This is a genomic window from Pseudomonas alcaligenes (assembly GCF_041729615.1).
Lineage (GTDB): Bacteria > Pseudomonadota > Gammaproteobacteria > Pseudomonadales > Pseudomonadaceae > Aquipseudomonas > Aquipseudomonas alcaligenes_B.
In genome coordinates this window covers 1,402,481-1,425,185 of sequence record NZ_CP154874.1, presented here as the reverse complement: position 1 = coordinate 1,425,185, position 22,705 = coordinate 1,402,481, and the positions used below count along the sequence as shown (strand labels likewise).

Annotated in this window: 22 protein-coding genes; 14 read left to right on the top strand and 8 right to left on the bottom strand. The window is 67.1% G+C overall.

Features of this window, described 5'->3' with window-relative positions; all coding sequences use genetic code 11:
- Positions 1-601: 601 nt before the first annotated feature.
- The 5 genes from AAG092_RS06920 to dksA all read right to left on the bottom strand — a co-directional run bounded on the left by AAG092_RS06920 (position 602) and on the right by dksA (position 6,680).
- Entirely contained in the window at positions 602-2,017 is a 1,416-nt protein-coding gene (locus AAG092_RS06920) for a sigma-54-dependent transcriptional regulator (protein WP_373389101.1), read from the bottom strand.
- A 65-nt stretch (positions 2,018-2,082) separates the two neighbouring features.
- A complete protein-coding gene (locus AAG092_RS06915; RefSeq protein WP_373389100.1) occupies positions 2,083-5,037 on the bottom strand; it encodes an ATP-binding protein in 2,955 nt (984 codons plus the stop codon).
- Complete coding sequence (locus AAG092_RS06910; RefSeq protein WP_110680926.1) at positions 5,021-5,197, bottom strand: hypothetical protein; 177 nt, start codon at positions 5,195-5,197, stop codon at positions 5,021-5,023. Before AAG092_RS06910 ends, AAG092_RS06915 begins: the two co-directional genes overlap by 17 nt.
- Before the next feature lie 58 nt (positions 5,198-5,255).
- The gene (gluQRS, locus tag AAG092_RS06905) at positions 5,256-6,143 is read right to left on the bottom strand and encodes a tRNA glutamyl-Q(34) synthetase GluQRS (RefSeq protein ID WP_373389099.1); all 888 of its coding nucleotides are present in this window, start codon (positions 6,141-6,143) and stop codon (positions 5,256-5,258) included.
- Between the two features lie 93 nt (positions 6,144-6,236).
- Positions 6,237-6,680, bottom strand: coding sequence for an RNA polymerase-binding protein DksA (gene dksA, locus AAG092_RS06900; protein WP_043308772.1), 444 nt, complete (start codon positions 6,678-6,680; stop codon positions 6,237-6,239).
- 197 nt (positions 6,681-6,877) lie between these two features.
- On the opposite strand from dksA, the gene AAG092_RS06895 reads away from it, so the two are divergent.
- From AAG092_RS06895 to AAG092_RS06885, 3 genes are read left to right on the top strand one after another with little or no spacing between them, the layout of a single operon-like run.
- Positions 6,878-8,059, top strand: coding sequence for a pyridoxal phosphate-dependent aminotransferase (locus AAG092_RS06895; protein ID WP_373389098.1), 1,182 nt, complete (start codon positions 6,878-6,880; stop codon positions 8,057-8,059).
- Positions 8,049-8,753 carry a DNA/RNA nuclease SfsA gene (gene sfsA / locus AAG092_RS06890; RefSeq protein WP_373389097.1) on the top strand — a complete coding sequence of 235 codons (705 nt, stop codon included), beginning with the start codon at positions 8,049-8,051 and terminating at the stop codon, positions 8,751-8,753. The genes AAG092_RS06895 and sfsA overlap by 11 nt, the downstream gene beginning before the upstream one ends.
- The gene (locus AAG092_RS06885) at positions 8,753-9,271 is read left to right on the top strand and encodes a GNAT family N-acetyltransferase (protein WP_373389096.1); all 519 of its coding nucleotides are present in this window, start codon (positions 8,753-8,755) and stop codon (positions 9,269-9,271) included. Before sfsA ends, AAG092_RS06885 begins: the two co-directional genes overlap by 1 nt.
- Here the strand turns inward: AAG092_RS06885 and AAG092_RS06880 are convergent.
- The gene (locus AAG092_RS06880) at positions 9,268-9,585 is read right to left on the bottom strand and encodes a Rieske (2Fe-2S) protein (RefSeq protein ID WP_373389095.1); all 318 of its coding nucleotides are present in this window, start codon (positions 9,583-9,585) and stop codon (positions 9,268-9,270) included. The genes AAG092_RS06885 and AAG092_RS06880 overlap by 4 nt on opposite strands.
- Before the next feature lie 72 nt (positions 9,586-9,657).
- Positions 9,658-11,958, bottom strand: coding sequence for a TonB-dependent hemoglobin/transferrin/lactoferrin family receptor (locus tag AAG092_RS06875; protein ID WP_373389094.1), 2,301 nt, complete (start codon positions 11,956-11,958; stop codon positions 9,658-9,660).
- 201 nt (positions 11,959-12,159) lie between these two features.
- Between AAG092_RS06875 and AAG092_RS06870 the strand changes: the two genes are divergently transcribed.
- The 5 genes from AAG092_RS06870 (at position 12,160) to AAG092_RS06850 (ending at position 16,932) form a co-directional block, all read left to right on the top strand.
- Positions 12,160-13,227, top strand: coding sequence for a hemin-degrading factor (locus AAG092_RS06870; protein WP_373389093.1), 1,068 nt, complete (start codon positions 12,160-12,162; stop codon positions 13,225-13,227).
- A gap of 1 nt (position 13,228) precedes the next feature.
- Positions 13,229-14,116, top strand: coding sequence for a hemin ABC transporter substrate-binding protein (locus tag AAG092_RS06865; RefSeq protein ID WP_373389092.1), 888 nt, complete (start codon positions 13,229-13,231; stop codon positions 14,114-14,116).
- Positions 14,113-15,150, top strand: coding sequence for a FecCD family ABC transporter permease (locus tag AAG092_RS06860; protein WP_373389091.1), 1,038 nt, complete (start codon positions 14,113-14,115; stop codon positions 15,148-15,150). The genes AAG092_RS06865 and AAG092_RS06860 overlap by 4 nt, the downstream gene beginning before the upstream one ends.
- A complete protein-coding gene (locus AAG092_RS06855; protein ID WP_373389090.1) occupies positions 15,150-15,917 on the top strand; it encodes a heme ABC transporter ATP-binding protein in 768 nt (255 codons plus the stop codon). Before AAG092_RS06860 ends, AAG092_RS06855 begins: the two co-directional genes overlap by 1 nt.
- Positions 15,918-16,044: 127 nt before the next feature.
- Positions 16,045-16,932 carry a ChaN family lipoprotein gene (locus AAG092_RS06850; protein WP_373389088.1) on the top strand — a complete coding sequence of 296 codons (888 nt, stop codon included), beginning with the start codon at positions 16,045-16,047 and terminating at the stop codon, positions 16,930-16,932.
- A 201-nt stretch (positions 16,933-17,133) separates the two neighbouring features.
- Here AAG092_RS06850 and AAG092_RS06845 read toward each other — a convergent pair whose 3' ends face one another.
- A complete protein-coding gene (locus AAG092_RS06845) occupies positions 17,134-17,892 on the bottom strand; it encodes an SDR family oxidoreductase (protein ID WP_110680939.1) in 759 nt (252 codons plus the stop codon).
- 108 nt (positions 17,893-18,000) lie between these two features.
- Here AAG092_RS06845 and AAG092_RS06840 point away from each other — a divergent pair, with 108 nt between their 5' ends.
- From AAG092_RS06840 to AAG092_RS06815, 6 genes are all read left to right on the top strand, one after another.
- A complete protein-coding gene (locus AAG092_RS06840) occupies positions 18,001-18,732 on the top strand; it encodes a HugZ family protein (protein WP_373389565.1) in 732 nt (243 codons plus the stop codon).
- A gap of 65 nt (positions 18,733-18,797) precedes the next feature.
- Positions 18,798-19,247: an FxsA family protein gene (locus tag AAG092_RS06835; RefSeq protein WP_373389087.1), complete on the top strand. Its 450-nt coding sequence runs from the start codon at positions 18,798-18,800 to the stop codon at positions 19,245-19,247.
- 231 nt (positions 19,248-19,478) lie between these two features.
- On the top strand, positions 19,479-19,772 hold the full coding sequence (locus AAG092_RS06830; protein WP_021700385.1) for a co-chaperone GroES: 294 nt from the start codon (positions 19,479-19,481) through the stop codon (positions 19,770-19,772).
- Between the two features lie 46 nt (positions 19,773-19,818).
- Positions 19,819-21,459 carry a chaperonin GroEL gene (gene groL, locus AAG092_RS06825; RefSeq protein ID WP_110680942.1) on the top strand — a complete coding sequence of 547 codons (1,641 nt, stop codon included), beginning with the start codon at positions 19,819-19,821 and terminating at the stop codon, positions 21,457-21,459.
- Positions 21,460-21,609: 150 nt separating this feature from the next.
- On the top strand, positions 21,610-22,302 hold the full coding sequence (locus AAG092_RS06820; protein WP_373389086.1) for a lipopolysaccharide kinase InaA family protein: 693 nt from the start codon (positions 21,610-21,612) through the stop codon (positions 22,300-22,302).
- A 137-nt stretch (positions 22,303-22,439) separates the two neighbouring features.
- Positions 22,440-22,676 carry a hypothetical protein gene (locus AAG092_RS06815; RefSeq protein WP_110680944.1) on the top strand — a complete coding sequence of 79 codons (237 nt, stop codon included), beginning with the start codon at positions 22,440-22,442 and terminating at the stop codon, positions 22,674-22,676.
- The last annotated feature ends 29 nt before the right edge of the window (positions 22,677-22,705 follow it).

Below are 22,705 nucleotides of genomic sequence, written 5' to 3'. Positions count from 1 at the left end.
TCGGGAAGGGGGATGGTGGAAAAGGCAGGCTGGGGAAGGCGAGGTGGGGTGAAGCTACTGGGGGAGCCGAAGCTCCCCCCCAAATAGGTGCGTGCTTTGTTTTTATTATTGTGCGGGCCTGTTGTTTTTGTTGTAGGCCCGTTTCGGGTAGCCCAAATCGGGTACCAGGAGCAAACGGATTGCTTTGGATGCTGATGCTGCCTTGATCATTCCGTGACCCAACCAGTGCAGGCGCTGCTTTAGTGCAGTTTTTGTTGTTCTCGGCCTGGTTGTGGGGCGAACCCCAAGGGCAAATCCTCTCCAAAAGAATCAGTTAGCTGCGCCTCCGCGTTGTTGTTTTTGTTGTGCTGGAGTCGTTCTGTATTGTTTTTATTGTTGAGGTTTCGAGCGTTGTTATTGTTGTTGTGCCAGAGATAAAGCAGAAGCCGTGCCAGTTTTTAAAATCACTTGTTTTTCAATGGTTTATGATTTTCTGGTGCAGACGGCGGGCAGAAAAAAGCCGGGTTCCCGTTACCGATGAACCCGGCTTTTGTTACGCGATATTTGTGCGGGGTAACAGGCGCGGAACCTTTTGCGGCGAGACCTGTCACCGTCGTCCCGCTCAGGAGCCGGTCGCCGCGCCCGACTTGCGCCGCGGAATGCCCAGGCGCTGACGGCGCTCCCACAGGCACTTGCGGCTGATGCCGAGCTTGCGCGCCAGCTCGGTCTCGGTCATGTGATCCTGGTGCTCCAGCACGAAGTGCTGGAAGTAGTCCTCCAGCGACAGGTCCTCGGTCGGTTCGTGGTTGGCCGCGGTCTGCTGTGGCTGTTCGCTGAAGTCGCCGTCCTCCAGGTCGTCCAGCTCGATGTCGATGCCCAGCAGCTCGGCAGAAATTTCCGCGCCCTCGCAGAGGATCACCGCGCGCTCGATGGCATTCTCCAGCTCGCGCACGTTGCCCGGCCAGGGGTAGTGGCGGATCGCCTGCTCGGCATCCTGGGCGAAGCGCAGGTCCTCGCGGCCCATGCGCTGGCACTGGCGGACGAGGAAGGCGCGGGCGATCTCGTTGACGTCGGCGCCGCGCTCGCGCAGTGGCGGCAGCTTGAGGGCGATGACATGCAGGCGGTAGTAGAGGTCCTCGCGGAACTGGCCGGTCTTGGCCAGCGTCTTGAGGTCGCGGTGGGTAGCGGCGATCAGGCGTACATCGACCTTCTGTGACTGCACCGAGCCGACCCGACGGATCTCGCCCTCCTGCAGCACGCGCAGCAGGCGGGCCTGCGCCTCCAGCGGCAGCTCGCCGATCTCGTCGAGGAACAGGGTGCCGCCGTCGGCCGCTTCGACCAGGCCGGCGCGGCCGGCGCTGGCGCCGGTGAAGGCACCTTTCTCGTGGCCGAACAGTTCGGATTCGATCAGGGTCTCGGGGATGGCAGCGCAGTTCACCGAGATCAGCGGTGCCTTGGCGCGACGCGAGAGGTTGTGCAGCGCACGCGCGACCAGCTCCTTGCCGGTGCCGGACTCGCCCTGGATCAGTACGTTGGAATCGGTGGGAGCGACCTTGCGGATCTTGCCGTAGAGGTCCTGCATGGCGGCGCAGGAGCCGATGATGCCGATCTCGCCCTCGGCGGCGGCGCCGTTGCCCTTGCCGGCGGACTTGCTGGGCGCCTCGCTTGGCGGGTTGCGCTTGGCCTCCTGGTGATCGCGCAGGATACGCGCCACGGCCTGGAGCATCTCGTCGTGATCGAAGGGCTTGGCGATGTAGTCCACCGCACCCATCTTCATCGAGTCCACCGCCGAGCGCAGGCTGGCATAGCTGGTCATGATCAGTACCGGGGTGCCGTCGGCCAGCTTGATCAGCTCGGTGCCGGGGGCGCCGGGCAGGCGCAGGTCGCTGACCACCAGGTCGAAGGTCGGAATGCTGTAGCGCTCCTGGGCCTCCTGAACCGAGCCGGCCTCGCTGACCTGGTACTGGTTGCGTTCCAGCAGGCGGCGCAGGGCGGAGCGGATGATGGTTTCGTCTTCGACGATGAGGATATGCGGCATTGTGTTCTCTCGACGGTCTCCGAATCCGCCGGGCTCGTGGCCCCTCGGCGGTTCTAGGTCACTACTCAGGTCGCTGTGGACGTCGCTTCGACATAGCGCGGCAGGGTCACGCGGAAACGGGTTCCGCGCTGGCGCTCGGGATCGGCCGGGCTGTCGATGGTGATCTGCCCATAATGCTCTTCCACGATCGAATAGACCAGCGCGAGCCCCAAACCGGTGCCCTTGCCGGGGTCCTTGGTGGTGAAGAAGGGTTCGAACAGGCGGTCCATGATCGCCTGCGGAATGCCCGTGCCCTCGTCCTCGACGATCAGCACCACGCTCTGCTCCTCGGCCTCGCTGCGCACGCGGATGGCACCGCCGGCGGGCGAGGCATCGCGGGCGTTGGACAGCAGGTTGATCAGCACCTGGGCCAGGCGCTGTGGGTCGCCCTTGGCCAGGTGCTCGGGATCGCACAGGTTGTAGAACTGCACCTCGGTGCCATGGCGGTTCAGCGACAGCAGGCCGATGGCGTCCTGCGCCACTTCGGCCAGGCTCACCGGGTATTCGGCGCGCTGCTGCTGGCCGGCGTGGGCGAAGTTCATCAGCGACTGGACGATGCGCGAGATGCGCTTGGTCTGGTCGAGGATCTGGTTGCTGATCTCGCCGAGCTCCTCGTCGCCCTCGCGCTCCTCGCGCAGGTTCTGCGCCAGGCAGGCGATGCCGGTGACCGGATTGCCGATCTCGTGGGCCACCCCGGCGGCCAGGCGGCCGATGCTGGCCAGACGCTCGGAGTGCACCAGCTGGTCTTCCAGCACGCGGGTCTCGGTGACGTCCTCGACCAGCAGCACCAGGCCGCTGTTGCCCGGCGCCAGCGGCTCGTCGATGGCCGCCTTGTGCAGGTTGAGCCAGCGCACCTCGCCGTCCAGTTGCAGGTGCTGCTTGTGCAGGTGCTCCTCGTCCTGGGCGATGAAGTCCTGCAGCAGCTCGCGCCAGGGGTGCTCCAGGCTGAGCAGGCGCGAGCCGACCACCTGCTGCGCGCTGATGCCGGTGAGTTCCTCCATGGCGCGGTTCCACATCAGCACTTCCTGGTCCTTGGCCAGCGAACATACGCCCATCGGCAGTTCCTGCAGGGTCTGGCGGTGGAAGCGGCGCAGGGCATCCAGTTCGGCGGCCAGGCCGGTGAGGCGCGACTGGTAATCCTCCAGGCGACTCTCGATGAAGTGGATGTCTTCGCTGACATAGGCCTCGCTGCCGGCCTTGTAGGGCAGGAAGGTCTCGACCATGTCCTGGGCCACGCTGGGGCCCATCAGGCCGGAGAGGTTGGCCTCGATGCGGTCGCGCAGACGGCGCAGGGCGTAGGGGCGGCGCTCGTCGAAGGGCAGGTGCAGGTCGCGCAGGGCGCGCTCCACTTCCTTCTGTGCGGTCACCGCGCCCAGCGGCTTGGCCAGCTCGGCGGCGAATTCCTGCGGCGAGCCGGCCACCAGCTCGCGGCGCTGCGGGCGGCGCACGTTGTCCACGGTGCAGGCCTCGGCGGCGCTTTTTTCTTCATCGCTGGCTTCTGTGAACAGCGACACCAGGGTGAACACCAGCACGTTGGCCGCCAGCGAGCCGACGGCGGCCAGGTGCCAGCTGTTCTCGTCGAGCACGTAGACGATGTCCAGCAGCGGCAGGTGCACGCCCTGCAGGTTGCTCACCAGCGGCAGCAGCATGCTCACCGTCCAGGCGGCGATGCCGGTGAGCAGGCCGGCGATGAAGCCGCGGCGGTTGGCGGTCGGCCAGTACAGCACCGAGAGCACGCCGGGGAGGAACTGCAGGGTGGCGACGAAGGCGACAATGCCGAGGTTGGCCAGGTCCTGCTCGGCGCCCAGCAACAGGTAGAAGCCATAGGCGGCGGCGATGATGGCGAGGATCAGGCCGCGTCGCGTCCACTTCAGCCAGCGGTAGATGTTGCCTTCGGCCGGCGGCTGGTAAACCGGCAGCACCAGGTGGTTGAGCGCCATGCCAGACAGCGCCAGGGTGCTGACGATGATCAGGCCGCTGGAGGCCGACAGGCCGCCGACATAGGCGAGCAGGGCCAGGCTGCGGTCGCCGACGGCCAGGCCCAGGCCCAGGGTGAAGTATTCCGGGTTGGTGGTGGCGCCGATCTTCAGGCTGGCCCAGAGGATCAGCGGCACCGACAGGCTCATCAGCAGCAGGAGCAGCGGCAGGCCCCAGCTGGCGCTGACGATGGCGCGCGGGTTGAGGTTCTCGGTGAAGGTCATGTGGTACATGTGCGGCATGACGATGGCCGAGGCGAAGAACACCAGCAGCAGGGTGCGCCAGGGGCCTTCCTGCAGCGGCGTGTGCAGGGTGGCCAGGGCCTGCTGGTTCTGCAGCAGCCACTGCTCCAGTTCGGCCGGGCCGCCGAACACGCCATACAGGGCGTAGAGGCCGATGCCGCCCAAGGCGATCAGCTTGACCACCGATTCGAAGGCGATGGCGAACACCAGGCCTTCGTGCTTCTCGCGGGTGGCGATATGGCGGGCGCCGAAGAGGATGGTGAACAGGGTGATCAGGGCGCAGAAGCCGAGGGCGAAGCGGTCCTGCAGCGGCTCGCGGGTGAGGATGCCGATGGAGTCGGCCACCGCCTGGATCTGCAGGGCCAGCAGCGGCAGCAGGCCGACCAGCATGAACAGGGTGGTGAGCACGCCGGCCCAGGTGCTGCGAAAGCGGAAGGCGAACAGGTCGGCCAGCGACGACAGCTGATAGGTGCGGGTGACGCGCAGGATCGGGTAGAGCAGCACCGGCGCCAGGAGGAAGGCGCCGGTCACCCCCAGGTAGCTGGCGAGGAAGCCGAAGCCGTACTGGTAGGCCAGGCCGACCGTACCGTAGAAGGCCCAGGCACTGGCGTAGACGCCCAGCGACAGGGTGTAGGTCAGCGGGTGGCGGATCACCCAACGCGGGATCAGGCCCTTCTCGCTGGTCCAGGCCACGCCGAACAGCAACAGCAGGTAGGCGGCGCTGATCAGGATCAGCTGGCTGAGGTCAAAGCTCGTCGGCATCGCGCTGGCTCTGCAGGATCAGGGTGACGACGATGAGGATCAGCCACAGCAGGTAGGGCCTGTACCAGGCGCCCTGGGGGTCGATCCACCAGTCCATGATGGCGGGGGAGAACAGATAGATGCCCACCACCAGGATCAGTACCAGTCGGTAGATATACATAGGTCGGGTCCAAGCGCGATGGCCGGATGGTACGGGAGCCGGTCGCGCCGCGAAAGCGTCAGCGCAACTGCGCTTCGGCCAGGGTGCGGCTGCACGGGATGCGCGCGGCGTCCCAGTGGGCGATGCCCCAGTCCAGCACTGCGCGCGGCGTGGCGTCGGCCAGTTCGGCCGGTGGCTGCTGGCCGAGGGCGCGCAGGGCGCGCACCAGCAGCGGCGGCGCCTGGTCGGCCGGCAGCGGCGGCGAGCGGTAGCTCTTGCCCAGCTTGTGGCCGTCCGGCTGGATGATCAGCGGCACATGAAGGTAGCGCGGCTGCGGCAGGCCGAGCAGCTCCTGCAGGTACAGCTGGCGCGGCGTGGAGTCGAGCAGGTCGGCACCGCGCACCACGTCGCTGACGCCCTGCCAGGCGTCGTCCAGCACCACGGCCAGCTGGTAGGCATACAGGCCGTCGCGGCGGCGGATGACGAAGTCGCCGACCTCGCGGCCCAGGTGCTGGCGGAACTCGCCCTGCACCCGGTCGGTGAAGCGGTACTCCAGCTCCGGCACGCGCAGGCGGATGGCGGCATCGTGATCGGGATGGCCGGCGTTGCGGCAGGTGCCTGGGTAGATGCCGCCCGTGCCTTCCAGCTGCTTGCGCGAGCAGGTGCAGGCGTAGGCCAGGCCCTGGGCGAACAGGCGCTGGATCAGCGCGGCGTACTCGGCATGGCGCTCGCTCTGCCGTACCAGTGCGCCGTCCCATTCGAATCCGTAGGTTTCCAGGCTGCGCAGGATGGCGTCCTGGGCGCCGGGCATCTCGCGCGGCGGGTCGAGGTCCTCCATGCGCAGCAGCCAGCGGCCGCCGACACTGCGGGCATCGAGGTAGGAGGCGAGGGCGGCCACCAGCGAGCCGAAGTGCAGGTAGCCGCTGGGCGTGGGGGCGAAGCGCCCGATGTAGGAGGAGTCTTTCATGGGCGGGAGGCTATCGGCTGGAGCCACTTGGCGCCAGCCCGCTTATCGGCGGCCATAAATGAAGCGGGGCGCCGTGGCGCCCCGTTGTGCAACTCAGGAACCGAGCTGCTTTTCCTTGATTTCCGCGAGGGTCTTGCAGTCGATACACAGGGTCGCGGTGGGGCGGGCTTCCAGACGGCGGATGCCGATTTCCACGCCGCAGGAGTCGCACCAGCCGTACTCGTTGTCCTCGATCAGCTGCAGGGTCTCGTCGATCTTCTTGATCAGCTTGCGCTCGCGGTCGCGGGCGCGCAGCTCGAGGCTGAATTCCTCTTCCTGGCTGGCACGGTCGGCCGGGTCCGGGAAGTTGGCGGCTTCGTCCTGCATGTGGTGCACGGTGCGATCCACTTCCTGCATCAGCTCCAGCTTCCACTTGTTGAGAATGCTGGTGAAGTGAGCACGCATCGGATCGCTCATGTACTCCTCGCCCTTCTTCTCTTTATAGGGTTCGAAGCCACGAATCAGCTGGTTGCCGTTCTGTTTTGCTTTGGTGGGCATGGATGACCGCCTCTCACTCTCTCTGATCCATTGCGCAGGATCTGTTCCTTTGCCGGCAAGTGGCGCCGGGCCTGCGGCTGCAAGCGGGCGAACTTACCAGATCGATTCCGGCGATGCTACTCCCGGTTGTCACGCTTCCTACAAGCCCTGAGGGTAGTTGGTTAGAATCCCCCCTTTTCCTCAATAAAGGAAGGCCAATGGCCCAGTCCTTCAGTGCGCGCAGCCGCGCCATCGAGCCCTTCCACGTCATGGCCCTGCTGGCCCGGGCCAACGAGCTGCAGGCCGCCGGCCATGACGTGATCCACCTGGAGATCGGCGAGCCGGACTTCAGCACCGCCGCGCCGATCGTCGCCGCCGGGCAGGCCGCGCTGGCCGCCGGGTACACCCGCTACACCGCGGCGCGCGGCATTCCGCAGCTGCGCGAGGCGCTGGCCGGCTTCTATGCCCAGCGCTATGGCGTGTCGCTCAACCCCGAGTGCATCCTCATCACCCCCGGCGGCTCCGGTGCCCTGCTGCTGGCCGCCAGCCTGCTGGTCGACCCCGGCAAGCACTGGCTGCTGGCCGACCCCGGCTACCCGTGCAACCGCCACTTCCTGCGCCTGGTCGAGGGCGCCGCACAGCTGGTGCCGGTCGGCCCGGAGAGCCGCTACCAGCTGACCCCGCAGCTGGTCGAACGGCACTGGGATGGCGACAGCGTCGGCGCCCTGGTCGCCTCGCCGGCCAACCCGACCGGCACCCTGCTGCACAAGGCCGAGCTGGCGGCGCTGGCGAGCAGCCTGAAACAGCGCGGTGGCCATCTGGTGGTGGACGAGATCTACCACGGCCTGACCTATGGCTGCGATGCGGCCAGCGTGCTGGAGGTGGACGACGACGCCTTCGTGCTCAACAGCTTCTCCAAATACTTCGGCATGACCGGCTGGCGCCTGGGCTGGCTGGTGGCGCCGGAGAACGCGGTGCCGGAGCTGGAAAAGCTGGCGCAGAACCTCTACATCAGTGCGCCGAGCATGGCCCAGTACGCCGCGCTGGCCTGCTTCACGCCTGAGAGCCTGGCGATCTTCGAGGAGCGTCGCCACGAGTTCCAGCGTCGCCGCGACTACCTGCTGCCGGCCCTGCGCGAGCTGGGCTTCCGCATCGCCGTGGAGCCGGAAGGCGCCTTCTATTTATATGCCGACATTTCCGCCTTCGGCGGCGACGCCTTCGCCTTCTGCCGGCACTTCATCGAGACCGAGCACGTGGCCTTCACCCCGGGCCTGGATTTCGGCCGCCACCTGGCCGGGCACCATGTGCGCTTCGCCTACACGCAGAGCGTCGAGCGCCTGCAGCAGGCGGTCGAGCGCATCGCCCGCGGCCTCAAGACCTGGCAGCCCGATGCGCTTTGAGCCGGCGCTGGAGGAAGGACGGCTGGTGCGGCGCTACAAGCGCTTCTTCGCCGATATCGAGACGGCGAGCGGGCCGCTGACCATCCACTGTCCCAACACCGGCTCCATGCTCAACTGCCTGCATCCGGGCGGGCGGGTCTGGTTCAGCCGCAGCGACGACCCGAAACGCAAGCTGCGCGGCACCTGGGAGCTGGGCGAGACGCCACACGGGCGCCTGGCCTGCTTCAACACCGGGCGCGCCAATGCGCTGGTGGAGGAGGCGCTGCATGACGGGGTGATCGCCGAGCTGGCCGGCTTCTCCGAGCTGCGCCGCGAGGTGCGCTATGGCGCGGAGAACAGCCGGGCCGACTTCCGCCTGGAGTTCGCCGGCGGGCCGGCCTATGTCGAGGTCAAGAGCGTGACGCTGGGCTATGCCGACTCGGCCGTGGCGGCTTTCCCCGATGCGGTGACCGAGCGTGGCAGCAAGCACCTGCGCGAACTGGCGGCACTGGCGCGGCAGGGCGTGCGCGCGGTGCTGCTGTACTGCGTGAACCTGTCCGGCATCGAGGCGGTGCGGGTGGCGCGGGAAATCGACCCGACCTATGCGGCTGCCTGGCAGGAGGCGCGGGCGGCGGGTGTCGAGATGCTGGCTTACGGCGTGCAGCTCGCTCCCGACGAACTGCGTCTGGCCCGACGCCTGGCGCTGGAGGAGTGATGCGCATTCTGCCGTTGGACGCCAGGCAGGCGCAGGCATTCGACGCGGCCGAGAACGAGTTCGAGGTGCGCGAGGTGTACGACCTGGGCTTCGAGCAGGGCGACTGGTTGCTCCGCGTGCGAGCGGTCGAGCCTTATCTCAAGCGCTATATCGGCGACCTGGAGGACACGGTCGGGGCCCAGTATTTTGCTGCGCGCGAGGGTGATGAGCTGGTCGGCATGCTGGCGCTGAGCGACTCCTGGAACGACCTGGCCTCGCTTGACCAGCTGCTGGTCGCGCGGGCCTGGCGTGGGCGCGGGGTGGCCACCGCGCTGCTCGACTTCGCGAAAGCCTGGGCGCGGCAGAGCGGCTTGGCCGGTGTGCGCCTGGAGACGCAGAGCACCAATGTGCCGGCCTGTCGCCTGTACCAGCGCCATGGCTTCGTCCTCGGTGGTGCCGACCGCCTGGTCTATCGTGCCGACCCGGCGCTGGCTCATGAGGTGGCGCTGTACTGGTACTGGTTCGACACGCGCGCCTAGAGCGTCAGCCACAGCCCCGCGGCATCCTCGTGGCAGGCGATCTTCTCCAGCGTCTGGCCGGCGCAGGGGCCGGTCACGCACTCGCCGCTTTCGATCAGGAACAGCGCGCCGTGATGGGCGCATTGCAGCAGGCTGCCGCTGGCGTCGAGAAAGTCGTCGGCGCGCCATTCCAATGCCAGGCCACGATGCGGGCAGCGGTTCAGGTAGGCATAGGCGCGGCCGTCACGGCGTACCGCCAGCACCTTGCGCCCTGCAACGACAAAGCCCCGGCTCTGGCCTTCGACCAGCTCATCCGGGGCGCATAGATGAATCATGAGCATCTCCACGCCGGAGCGGGGATTATCCCGCATGGGCGTGGGGGCGCGCATCCCTGCGCGAAGTGGAACTCAGTACTGCCAGGAGGCGGAAACGCGGAAGTTGCGGCCGACCTCGCTGTAGTAGTCGTCCGGCTGCGCCAGGGTGCCGGTGGGCACGTTCAGCGCGTTCCAGTACTTCTTGTCGAGGGCGTTGAACAGGCCGGCCTGGAATTTCAAGCCTTTCAGCTCGGCGGGTTGCCACCAGCCGGTCATGTCGACCACGCCGTAGCCTGGGGCCTCGAAGTCGCCTGCGTTCTCCACCTTGTCGCGGGCCGCGGCGGCGCGCAGCATCAGGTCGGCGCCGTACTGGTCTCGTGTGTAGCTCAGGCCGAGCAGGCTGGTGATCGGCGCCACCGAACTCAGACGCTGGTTGCTTTCCAGGTCTTCGCCGTTGGCCCAGGCCACGGAACCCCAGAGCTTCCAGTGCGGCACGAACTCCCAGTGCGCGGCCACCTCAGCGCCGTAGATCTGCACGCGGGCGCGGTTTTCGGTGCGGGTCACGCCCATCGGGTAGTCGGCGGCGCTGAGGCCGATGGCGGCCAGTTCGGCGGTGCTCATCGCCACGTCATCGTCGATGAAGTTCTTGTAGTGGTTGTCGAACAGGCTCAGCGAGCCGCCCAGCTTGTCGTTGCCCAGTTGCGCGCCGATCTCGTAGCCGTTGCTTTCCTCCGGCTTGAGGTCGGCGTCGCCCAGGCGCAGGTAGCTGCCTTCGGCGCCGTAGTTCATGTACAGCTGGGTGGCGTCCGGCGCCTTGAAGCCCTGGGCCCATTGCGCGTAGAGCAGCGCTTCCTCGGCCACCTGCCAGGTCGCCAGCAGGCTGGCGGACAGCTTATGGTCGCTGCTGGCCTGCAGGGTCTGGTCGTTGGCCGGGTTGATGTTGTTGGCGAAGTCGCCGGTGGCTTTCGGGTCCTGCTGGTAGTGGTCATAGCGCAGGCCCGGGGTCAGCTTGACGCGGCCATCGGCGAAGCTGATTTCGTCGGTGGCGTAGAGTGCCCACTGGGTGCCTTCGGCCTTGGGCATGTCGGCCTGGTTGGTGTGCAGGAAGTCACAGGCGGCCGGGCCCATGTACATCGGATGGCTGGGCGAGATGCTGAAGCCCGGGCAGTTGTCGTAGCCCTCGGAAACCTGCTCGGTGTTGATCTGGTAGAGCTCGCCGCCCAGCGTCAGCCTGTTCGACAGCCCGGCGATATCGAGGGTCTTGCCCAGATTGCCGGAGACGCCGTACAGCTCTTTCTCGATCTGGTTGTCGCGGCCGAAGTTGCCGCTCGGGTACTTGTAGGGATTGCCCGGCAGGCCGAAGAACAGGAAGTCCGGCACGGCGGCGCGGCTGTCGGCGGCGCGCACGCCGTTCTGGTCGTCATGGCGGCGCAGCTTCTGCCAGTAGACGATGGCGTTGGCGCTGTCGATCAGGCCCTGGTCGTCCTCGGCCTGGAAGGCGTAGTCGACGGACAGGCGCTGGCGCTTGTTGTGTTCCTCGGTGCTGTTTTCGCCGATCAGATAGGTGCTGCCCTGGCTGGTGCGGCTGTCGATGTCGTTCTGCCGCTCGAACAGCTCGGCGGTGAAGCCGACCTTGTGGCCGCCGTCGAAGCGCTGCTGCAGTTTGACCAGCAGGCTCTGCTGTTCGGTATCGGCCGGGTTGGCTTCGCTGCGGCGGGTGCCGTAGCTGTTGGCATCGCCGCCGCTCTCCAGCTCATGGCCCTGGCGCTGGCCGGCCTGCAGCAGCCACGCGGTGTCCTGGTAGCGGCCGGCCAGGGCGCCGTTGAGGCCCCAGCTATGGTCGGCGCTGTCGTAGTCGCTCTTGACCAGACTGCCGAAGTCCTTGCCCTCGGACAGCAGGTCTTCCGGGTTGAGGGTGAACAGCTGCACGGCGCCGCCCAGGGCGCCTGAGCCCACCAGGCTGGAGTTGGCGCCACGGACGATATCCACTGCGGACAAGCCGTTGAAGTCGATCGAATCCAGGCCGCCCTGAGCACCGCCGGTCGGGCCCTGGCTGCGCGCGCCATCGGTCAGCCAGGGCACGCGGATGCCGTCGAGAGTGGTCAGCACGCGGTCGCGGTCCAGGCCGCGGATGTTGATGCTCTCGCTGGTGCGGCTGTAGTTCACGCCGGGCTCTGCGCGCTTGCCGAGATCATCGAAGCTGCGGATCTGGCGCTCGTCCAGGGTCTTGGCGTCGGTGCGGGTGGTGGTGGGCAGCTCTTCCTGCACGGCATTGCCGGTGACCAGGGTGGTGTCGAGCGTGGCGCTGCCGGTGCTGGTCTGTGCGAACGCCAGCGACGGGCTGAGCAGCAACAGCGCCAGCCAGGGGCGCAGGGCGAAGGGTGGGGTGGGCATGGCATGACTCCCGCAAATGGCTCTTGGTGGCCGGTGGATTTGGCGGGCAGCACGTTACTGGATTGCTTTCTTCAAATGCAAACAATTCTCACAAGCATTGGAAAATGATTGTTGTTGGTGTAGCCTGCGTCGACTCGAACGAGCCGCCGTATCCATGGGGGTAGGGGGCGTGCTCGCCAAACAGCGCCAAGAGGTAGCACCATGACCATGCCGATCACCCTTTCCAATGCCAGCCATCTTTACCAGGACTGGCAGCGCCTGCGTGCCGCGCAACCCGGCCTGCGTGCCCGCGAGGCTGCCGCCCGGCTCGGCGTCAGCGAGGCCGAGCTGGCCGCCAGCCGCCTCGGCGTGGATGCCGTGCGCCTGCGCACTGACTGGGCCACGTTGCTGCCGGCCCTGGGCGAGCTGGGCTACATCATGGCGCTGACGCGTAACGAGCACTGTGTGCACGAGCGCAAGGGCCATTACCGCGAGGTCTCGGTCAGCGCCAACGGCGCCATGGGCCTGGTGGTGTCCGCCGATATCGACCTGCGCCTGTTCATGACCCAGTGGGCCAGCGTGTTCGCCATCGCCGAGCAGACCGAGCGCGGCCTGCAGCGCAGCATCCAGGTGTTCGACCGGCAGGGCACGGCCGTGCACAAGGTCTACCTGACCGAGCGCAGCGAAGAGGCGGCCTGGGCGCCGCTGGTCGAGCGTTTCCGTGCCGAGGTGCAGAGCGCCGAGCTGGACCTGCAGCCGCTACCCGCGGCCAAGGCCCCGCGTGCCGATGCCGAAGTGGATGCCGCCGCCCTGCGCGCCGACTGGGTGCAGCTGCAGGACACCCATCACTTCTTCGCCATGCTCAAGCGCCATGACGTGGCGCGCACCCAGGCCCTGCGCCTGGCCGGTCGCGAGTGGGCCGAGCCGCTGGCCACCGGCGAGCTGCCCAGGCTGCTGGAAGAAGCGGGGGCGCGTGAAGTGCCGATCATGGTGTTCGTCGGCAACCCGCACTGCATTCAGATCCACTCCGGCACCGTGAGCAACCTGCGCTGGATGGGCGATTGGTTCAACGTGCTTGATCCCGAGTTCAACCTGCACCTGAAGACATCGGGCGTGGTCGAGCTGTGGCGCGTACGCAGGCCCAGCTACGACGGCATCATCACCAGCTATGAGGCGTTCGATGCCGCCGGCGAGCTGGTGGTGCAGCTGTTCGGCGCGCGCAAGCCGGGCATTCCGGAACTGGTCGAATGGCGTGACCTGGCCGAAACCGCCGTCGCTCTGGAGGCCTGAGATGCGCCTCGCCAACTGCGTTCTGCTGTGCAGCAGCCTCTTGTTCAGCCATGCCGCCGCGGCCGCCGAGCTGCCGCAGCGCTGGGTCAGCTCGGGGGGCTCGCTCAGCGAGTGGGTGGTGCGCCTCGGGGGTGAAGGCAAGCTGGTCGGCGTTGACACCACCAGCCTGCACCCGCAGTCGCTACGCCAGTTGCCGAGTGTCGGCTATCAGCGTGCGCTGTCCGCCGAAGGCGTGCTGTCACTGCGCCCGGATATCCTGATCGGCAGCGAGGAAATGGGCCCGCCGCCGGTTGTAGCGCAGATCGTGGCGGCCGGGGTGCGGGTGGAGAGCCTGTCGGCCAAGCCTGACCTTGCGACCCTGGAGCGCAATGTCCTGCGCCTGGGCGAGTTGCTCGGCGTGCCCGCGCAGGCGCGCGAGCAGATGGCCGCCTACCGCCAACAGCTGCAAGACCAGGCGCAGTGGGTGGCCGAGGCCCGGCGCACGCAGGCGCCACCACGGGTAGTGATGCTGCTCGGGCACGCCGGCAGCAACCTCATGGCGGCCGGCCAGGGCAGCCTGGCGGTGTGGCTGATCGAGCAGGCCGGTGGCGAGAGCCCGGTGGCGCACCAGGGCTACAAGGCGCTCTCCAACGAGGCGCTGCTGGCGCTGGACCCGCAGGTGCTGATCTTCGCCGACCGCAGTCTGCACGGCGAGGAGGCGCGCCAGGCGCTGCTCAAGCATAATCCGCTGCTGCAGCAGACCCGTGCGGTGCGCGACGGCCGCCTGCTGGCCCTCGACCCGACCCTGCTGGTTGGTGGCCTGGGGCCGCGTCTGCCCGAGGGGCTGGCCGAGCTGTCGGCGGCCTTTTATCCTTCCGCGCAAGCACTGACGGCCGAACTCGACCGATGAATCCTGTTTTCCGACCCCGCCCCTTGCTGCTGGCGCTGGGCGCGCTGCTTCTACTCGCGTTCTGGCTGTCGCTGGCCCTGGGGCCGGTGAGCCTGCCGCTGGGCGATACCCTGCTGGCCGCGCTGCGCCTGCTCGGCCTGCCGGTCGGCGGCGCCGAGCTGCAGCAGGCCGAGCTGATCCTCGGCCAGATCCGCCTGCCGCGCAGCCTGCTCGGTCTCTGCGTGGGCGCGGTGCTGGCCCTGTCCGGCGTGGCCATGCAGGGCCTGTTCCGCAACCCGCTGGCCGACCCCGGCCTGGTCGGCGTGGCCGGCGGTGCGGCGCTGGGGGCGGCCATTGCCATCGTCGGTGGCAGCCTGATCGGTGGCCTGCCGGCGGCCTGGTCGCCCTACCTGCTGTCGATCTGTGCTTTCGGCGGCGGCCTGCTGGTCACGGCGATCGTCTACCGCTTCGGCCGCCGCGACGGGCAGACCCATGTCGCCACCATGTTGCTGGCCGGTGTGGCGATGACCGCCATGTCCGGTGCCGGCGTTGGCCTGTTCACCTATCTGGCCGACGATGCCACCTTGCGCAGCCTGACGTTCTGGAACCTCGGCAGCCTCAACGGTGCCAGCTACCCAAGGCTGTGGCCGTTGCTGCTGGTGACCCTCGGCGTGACGCTGTGGCTGCCGCGCCGCGCCGATGCGCTCAATGCCCTGCTGCTGGGGGAATCGGAGGCGCGCCACCTGGGCTTCAACGTCGAACGGATCAAGCTGGAGCTGGTGCTGTGCACCGCCCTCGGCGTCGGTGCCGCCGTGGCGGCCGCCGGCCTGATCGGTTTCATCGGCCTGGTGGTACCGCACCTGATGCGCCTGCTGGTCGGGCCGGATCACCGCGTGCTGCTGCCGGCTTCCCTGCTAGCCGGAGCCAGCCTGCTGCTGCTGGCTGACCTCGCCGCACGCCTGGTGCTGGCGCCGGCCGAGCTGCCGATCGGCATCATCACGGCGCTGCTCGGCGGGCCCTTCTTCCTTTATCTGCTGGTGCGGGGGCGAGCCTGATGCTGCGTGCCGATAATCTAAGTGTTCGGCGCGGGCACTGCACCGTGCTGGCCGATATCGACCTGCACCTGCAGCCGGGCCAGGTGCTGGGCGTGCTCGGCCCCAACGGGGCAGGCAAGAGCACGCTGCTCGGTGCCCTGAGTGGCGAGCTGGAGGCCGCCGCCGGCAGCGTGACCCTGGACGGGCGCGCGCTGGGTGCCTGGTCTGGCCAGGAGCGTGCGCGGCGCCTGGCGGTGCTGCCGCAGAGTTCAACGCTGAATTTCGCCTTTCCGGTGCTCGACGTGGTCGGCATGGGGCGCCTGCCGCATGCCAGCGGCCGCGTACGCGATGGCGAAATCGTCGACGCGGCGCTGCGTGCCGCAGACGCCGAGCACCTGCGTGGGCGCAGCTACCTGGCGCTGTCCGGCGGGGAGCGCCAGCGCGTGCACCTGGCGCGGGTGCTGGCACAGCTGTGGCCGGGCGGGGCAGGGCAGGTGTTGCTGCTCGATGAGCCGACCTCGGCGCTCGACCCGCTGCACCAGCACACCACCCTGCAGGCCGTGCGCGATTTCGCCTGCCAGGGCGCGGCGGTGCTGGTCATCCTGCACGACCTCAACCTGGCGGCGCGCTACTGTGACCGTATCCTCCTGCTGCAGCGCGGGCGGCCACACGGTTACGGCACGCCGGACGAGGTGCTGCAGGCCGAGCCGCTGCGCCAGGTGTTTGGCCTCGACGTGCTGATCCAGCGCCACCCGGAGCGTGGCCATCCGCTGATAGTGGCACGATAAATATGTAGCCCGAACGAACTCCCCACGCCCACTTGTGGGAGAGGGGCCGGGGGAGAGGGTTGGGCTCTGCCCTCTCCCTAGCCCTCTCCCGTAAACGGGAGAGGGAACCTATCCATAAGGAACCTGCATGCGCATCCTGCTGCTCTGCCTCATTCCCCTGATGGCTGCCTGCCAATCGCGTGGCGTGCTGCCGCCGCCGGCGCCCATCGCGGCCGAGGGGCGAGACCATGCCCAGCTGGGGCAGATCGTCGAGCTGGCCAGCGGCCAGGTCATCACCCCGCAGCAACTGGTCGAGCGCCTGGCCAAGGCGCCGCGGGTGCTGGTCGGCGAACAGCACGACAACCCCGATCATCACGCCCTGCAGCTGTGGCTGTCGCGCGAACTGGCCGCCCAGCGGCCGCAGGGCAGCCTGCTGCTGGAGATGCTCAACCCCGACCAGCAGGCCAGGGTCGAGCAGGTACAGGCCGAGGTGCGCGCCGGCCGTGCACCGCGGGATACCTTCGCCGCGCTGGCCTGGCAGCCTGGCTGGGACTGGGGGCTTTACGGCGCGCTGGTGCAGTACCAGTTGCGCCAGCCCTATCCGCTGCTGGCGGCCAACCTGGATCGGGCCGAGATCATGCAGATCTATCGGGCTCGCCCGACCTTGCAGGGCACGGCCTCCACCGCGCCGGCGGTGCAGGAAAAGCTGCAGGCAGACATTCGCGAGTCGCATTGCGGCCTGCTGCCGGACAGCCAGATCCCGGCCATGCTTGCCGTGCAGCAGCAGCGCGACCGACGCATGGCCGAGCACCTGCTCGCCGCGCCGCAGCCGGCCATGCTGCTGGCCGGTGCCTTCCATGTGCGCAAGGACCTCGGCGTGCCGCTGCACCTGGCCGACCTCGGGGCCGGCGAAGGCAACCTGGTACTGATCCTCGCCGAAGTCGGCAAGCAGCCGGCTGCCGACAGCGCCGATTATGTCTGGTACACCGCCGCCAATGCGCCGGAGGATCACTGCGCCAAGTTGCGTAAGAAGTAGCGCTCCTTGGAATGCAAAAAGCCCCGCAATGCGGGGCTTTTTACGGACTGGCGGATCGATCTCGCGAGCTAGAGCCAGGCTAGGCGGAGAAGGGCCGAGGGCGCGGAGTTTACTGAGTGTAAATGAGCAGCCCGACCGGGCTGGCGACCCAGGGCCTTCTCCAACAACGCCTGGCCGACGCGCAGCAGATCGAAACCCAAGTTAAAGGCGCAGGCCGCCGTCGAGCTCCAGGATCCGGCCGGTGTAGTAGTCGTTCTCCATGATGTAGGCCACCGAGTGGGCGATCTCGGCCGGCTTGCCCATGCGCCGCAGCGGGATGCCGGAAGTCATCTTTTCCAGGGCTTCCGGCTTCATGCTGGCGGTCATCTCGGTCTCGATGAAGCCCGGAGCGACGCCCGCCACGCGGATGCCGTAGCGTGCCAGTTCCTTGGCCCAGACCACGGTGTCGGCGGCGACGCCGGCCTTGGCCGCGGAGTAGTTGGCCTGGCCGATGTTGCCGGCGCGGGAGATGGAGGAGATGTTGACGATGGCGCCGGTGTTCTTCAGCTCGATCATCTTGGCCGCCACTTCGCGGGTGCAGAGGAACACGCCGGTCAGGTTGACGTCGATCACCGACTGCCACTGGGCCAGGCTCATCTTGCTCAGTTCGCCGTCCTTGACCTTGATGGTCAGGCCGTCGCGCAGGATGCCGGCGTTGTTGACCAGGCCGTTGATGGCGCCGAAGTCCTCGGCCACCTGGGCGACCATGTGGGTCACCTGCTCTTCGTTGGCCACGTTGCACAGGTAGGCGCGGGCGTCGCCACCGGCGGCCTTGCAGGCGGCCACGGCGTCATCCAGCTTCTCCTGGTTGAGGTCGACCAGGGCCAGCTTGGCGCCCTTGGCGGCCAGGTATTCGCCCATGGCGCGGCCCAGGCCCTGGCAGCCGCCGGTGATGATGATGACTTTGTCTTTGAGTTCCATAACACTACCCCTCTAAGGTCTTACAGGTGGCCTCGCTGGCGCGGTAGCGGGCTATGCCGGGCGCTTGTCCGTTTCGTTTCCGACGGATTCTCTGCGAGGAGTCATAAACTGAGCGTGACAGCCGGCAAGCATGCCCGAGAAATGCTGCTCAAGGAATACCGCGGGGTGCTTTCCACCCATTCCAAGAGCATGCCGGGCTTCCCTTTCGGATCGGTGGTGCCCTATTGCCTGGATGCCCAGGGCCGGCCGCTGATCCTGATCAGCCGCATCGCCCAGCACACCCATAATCTGCAGCAGGATGCCAGGTGTTCGCTGCTGGTCGGCGAGCGCGGCGCCGAGGACGTGCAGGCTGCCGGGCGCCTGACCCTGCTGGCCGAGGCGCGGCAGCTCGACGAACCGGCCGCCATCGCGGCCGCCGCCGAGCGCTACTACCGCTACTTCCCCGATGCGCAGGACTACCACAGCACCCACGACTTCGACTTCTGGGTGTTGCAGCCGGTGCGCTGGCGCTTCATCGGCGGCTTCGGCGCGATCCACTGGCTGCAGGAGGTCGAGCTGGCCAACCCGCATGCCGGCGAGGCCGAGCGCGGCATGCTCGAGCACATGAACGCCGACCACGCCGACGCCATCGCCCACTACGTGCAACTGGCCGGGCTGCCCACGCAGGAGGCGGCGCAGCTGGTCGGCATCGACAGCGAAGGCTTCCACCTGCGCATCGGCAAGGGCCTGTACTGGCTGGCCTTCCCAACATCCTGTAACAACCCCGGCGCCGTGCGCCAGGCCCTGGTATTGCTGGCTCGGGCCGAGGTCTTGCCGACCGCCGGGCAGGTGTCAGCTTGAATTAAGCCGCCGGCCCCATACTTCTCTCCCATCGGAAGCCGTTCTTCCGCCAAGGACTCCTCGCGATGCGCGCTTTTCTGTTTCTGTTCCTGCTGTTCCCCATCCTCGAACTGGCCGTGCTGATCCAGGTCGGCAGCGCCATCGGCGTGCTGCCCACCCTGCTGCTGGTGATCGGCACCGCCATCCTCGGCAGTGTGCTGCTGCGCGTGGCCGGTGTGGCCACCGCCTGGCGGGCCCGCGAGAAGCTGGCGCGCGGCGAGATGCCCGAACAGGAGATGTTCGAAGGGTTGCTGATCGCCGTCGGTGGCGGTCTGCTCCTGCTGCCGGGCTTCATCAGCGATGTGTTCGGCCTGCTCTGCCTGATTCCCTTCACCCGTCGCCTGCTGATCGGCAAGTTGCAGCGCCGCGCCCAGGAGCAGGCGCTGCGCCAGCGTGCGTTCTTCGATGACCCGGCCGCGCGCAGCGGCCAGACCCGCCCGCAGGTCATCGAAGGCGAATACCAGCGCCGCGATTGAGCGGTGCTGCATGCCGGGCGGCGGTGAGGCATAAAAAATTTCACCCGCCGCCCTTGAAATGCCCTTGAGCGCCCCTATCTAGCGATCACCGCAAGGTTTCTGTCGCATTGCGGCGGCAGAACAGTCTTTCGCGGTGCGCCCCTGGCGTGCCGCGTCCGGCCCCAAGCCGGTTTTGCCTAACCCGCCGGCGCATTCGCCGGCCAGTGAAACCACTATCAGGAGAGATCGACAATGAAGCTTCGTCCTCTGCATGACCGCGTCGTCATCCGTCGCAGCGAAGAAGAGACCAAAACCGCTGGCGGCATCGTGCTGCCGGGCTCGGCCGCCGAGAAGCCGAACCAGGGTGAAGTCGTCGCCGTCGGTACCGGCAAAGTCCTGGACAACGGCGAAGTTCGCCCGCTGGCCGTCAAGGTCGGTGACAAGGTGGTGTTCGGCCCGTACAGCGGCAGCAACACCGTCAAGGTCGACGGCGAAGACCTGCTGGTGATGGGCGAGCACGAAATCCTCGCCGTCATCGAAGCCTGATCCGACGCATCTCCGTCCTAACGTACAGAATTGAGGAACAAGCAAAATGGCTGCTAAAGAAGTCAAATTCGGCGATTCCGCTCGCAAGAAAATGCTGGTTGGCGTCAACGTCCTGGCCGACGCCGTCAAAGCCACCCTCGGCCCGAAAGGCCGCAACGTGGTCCTGGATCGCAGCTTCGGTGCTCCGCTGATCACCAAGGACGGCGTGTCCGTGGCCAAGGAAATCGAGCTGAAAGACAAGTTCGAGAACATGGGCGCCCAGCTGGTCAAGGACGTTGCGTCCAAGGCCAACGACGCTGCCGGTGACGGCACCACCACCGCCACCGTACTGGCCCAGGCCATCGTCAACGAAGGCCTGAAGTCGGTTGCCGCCGGCATGAACCCGATGGACCTGAAGCGCGGCATCGACAAGGCCACCGCGGCCATCGTTGCCCAGCTGAAGGACCTGGCCAAGCCGTGCACCGACACCAAGGCCATCGCCCAGGTCGGCACCATTTCCGCCAACTCCGACAACTCCATCGGCGACATCATCGCCGAGGCCATGGAGAAGGTCGGCAAGGAAGGCGTGATCACCGTTGAAGAAGGCTCGGGCCTGGAAAACGAACTGTCCGTCGTAGAAGGCATGCAGTTCGACCGTGGCTACCTGTCGCCGTATTTCATCAACAAGCCGGACACCATGGTGGCCGAGCTGGAAGGCCCGCTGCTGCTGCTGGTCGACAAGAAGATCTCCAACATCCGCGAGCTGCTGCCGGTGCTGGAAGCCGTGGCCAAGTCCGGCCGTCCGCTGCTGATCGTGGCCGAGGACGTGGAAGGCGAAGCCCTGGCCACCCTGGTGGTCAACAACATGCGCGGCATCGTCAAAGTGGCTGCCGTCAAGGCTCCGGGCTTCGGCGACCGCCGCAAGGCCATGCTGCAGGACATCGCCATCCTGACCGGCGGTACCGTGATTTCCGAGGAAGTCGGCCTGTCGCTGGAAGGCGCCACCCTGGAGCACCTGGGTAACGCCAAGCGCGTTGTGCTGAACAAGGAAAACACCACCATCATCGACGGTGCCGGCGCTCAGGCCGACATCGAAGCCCGCGTAGCGCAGATCCGCAAGCAGGTCGAGGAAACCACCTCCGACTACGACAAGGAGAAGCTGCAAGAGCGTCTGGCCAAGCTGGCCGGCGGTGTTGCCGTGATCAAGGTCGGCGCGGCCACCGAAGTCGAGATGAAAGAGAAGAAGGCCCGTGTCGAAGACGCCCTGCACGCCACCCGTGCTGCCGTCGAAGAAGGCGTGGTACCTGGCGGCGGCGTTGCCCTGGTGCGTGCCCTGCAGGCCATCGAAGGCCTGAAAGGCGACAACGAAGACCAGAACGTCGGTATCGCCCTGCTGCGTCGCGCCGTCGAGGCTCCGCTGCGCCAGATCGTCTCCAACGCCGGCGGCGAGCCGAGCGTGGTGGTCGACAAGGTGAAGAACGGCTCCGGCAACTTCGGCTTCAACGCCGCTACCGACACCTACGGCGACATGATCGAGATGGGCATCCTGGACCCGGCCAAGGTCACCCGTTCCGCCCTGCAGGCTGCGGCCTCCATCGGCGGTCTGATGATCACCACCGAAGCCATGGTCGCCGACATCGTCGAAGACAAAGCCGCTCCGGCCATGCCGGACATGGGCGGCATGGGTGGCATGGGCGGCATGATGTAAGCCGACCGTCAGCCCTGGCTGTAACGAAAGAGCCCCGCCTTGTGCGGGGCTTTTTCATGGGGGCGGCCAACCGGGCGTCGCCGTTGCTTGCGATGCGGGGCAAATGATGTTTCTGTTACGCCTTGTTTCACAGGGGCCTAATAACAAGAAATGAATCCGAGTCAGTCTTCGCTGCCCGATGGCAGCGCTTTCGATCGCTGGTGGCAGCTGCAGGGCGAGTGGGTGGAGGCGCCCAATCAGCGCCGTGGTGGTGCCAGTGGCGTACAGCGGGTCAGCGCCGAGCAGGGGCTGTGGTATGCCAAGCGGCAGACCGGCCATCTCTACCGTAGTCCTCTCCACCCGTTCGGCCGGCCGACCGTGCTGCGCGAGCGCGATGCACTGCTGGCCCTCGGCCGTCTGGGGGTGCGCGTACCGCGCCTGGTCTACTGTGGCGCCGCGCATTGTCCGCAGGAGGGCTGGCGCGGCCTGCTGGTGACCGAGGCGCTGGAGGGCTTCGAGGATATCGACAGCTTCTATGCCAATGGCGCTCGCGAGCGCTATGACCAGGCCCTGCAGCAGCGCCTGCTACAGGCCGTTGGCGCGACGCTGGCGCGTATGCACCAGGGACGCTGGCAGCATGGCTGCCTGTATGCCAAGCATGTGTTCGTACGGGTGGTCGGCATGGAGGTCGAGGTGGCCCTGCTCGATCTGGAGAAGAGTCGGCGCCGTCTCAATCGCCGCCGCCTGGTGCGGCACGATCTGCGTCAGCTACGCCGCCATTCGCCGTGGAATGACCAGGAGTGGCAGCAGTTGCTGCAGGGTTACCGGCAACAGTACGGATATTCCCTGCCGGAATTGGGCTAGTCGCGGAACTGTCATGGGCCTTTGTCAGACTAAGCTCGGCCGTGCCCATTGCCGTTGGTCAGCCGGAGCGGCCATGGTGTCCTGGCTAGGCTAGTGTTCATTCAGGCGTTTGGCAGCGCTTTCAAGGGGTTATCGAGATGAAGTTAGAAATTGCCCGAGGATTGTTCCTCGTCGGTGCCCTGAGTGTCACGGCCCTGGCCGCTGCCGCCTGGCAGGAACCGGCGCCGCAGGTCGTGGACCTGGTCAGCTGTGCCGACCAGCGGTGTCCGGCCGTTTCCTCCCGCCATGCGGTCGATCGGCCCGTCAGCGCGGACAGCGACAACCTGGTGCTACTGATCTTCGGCCTGAGCCACGCGATGAAAGGCGCGCAGTAACAGGCGCCAATAAAAAAGCCCCGCCTAGG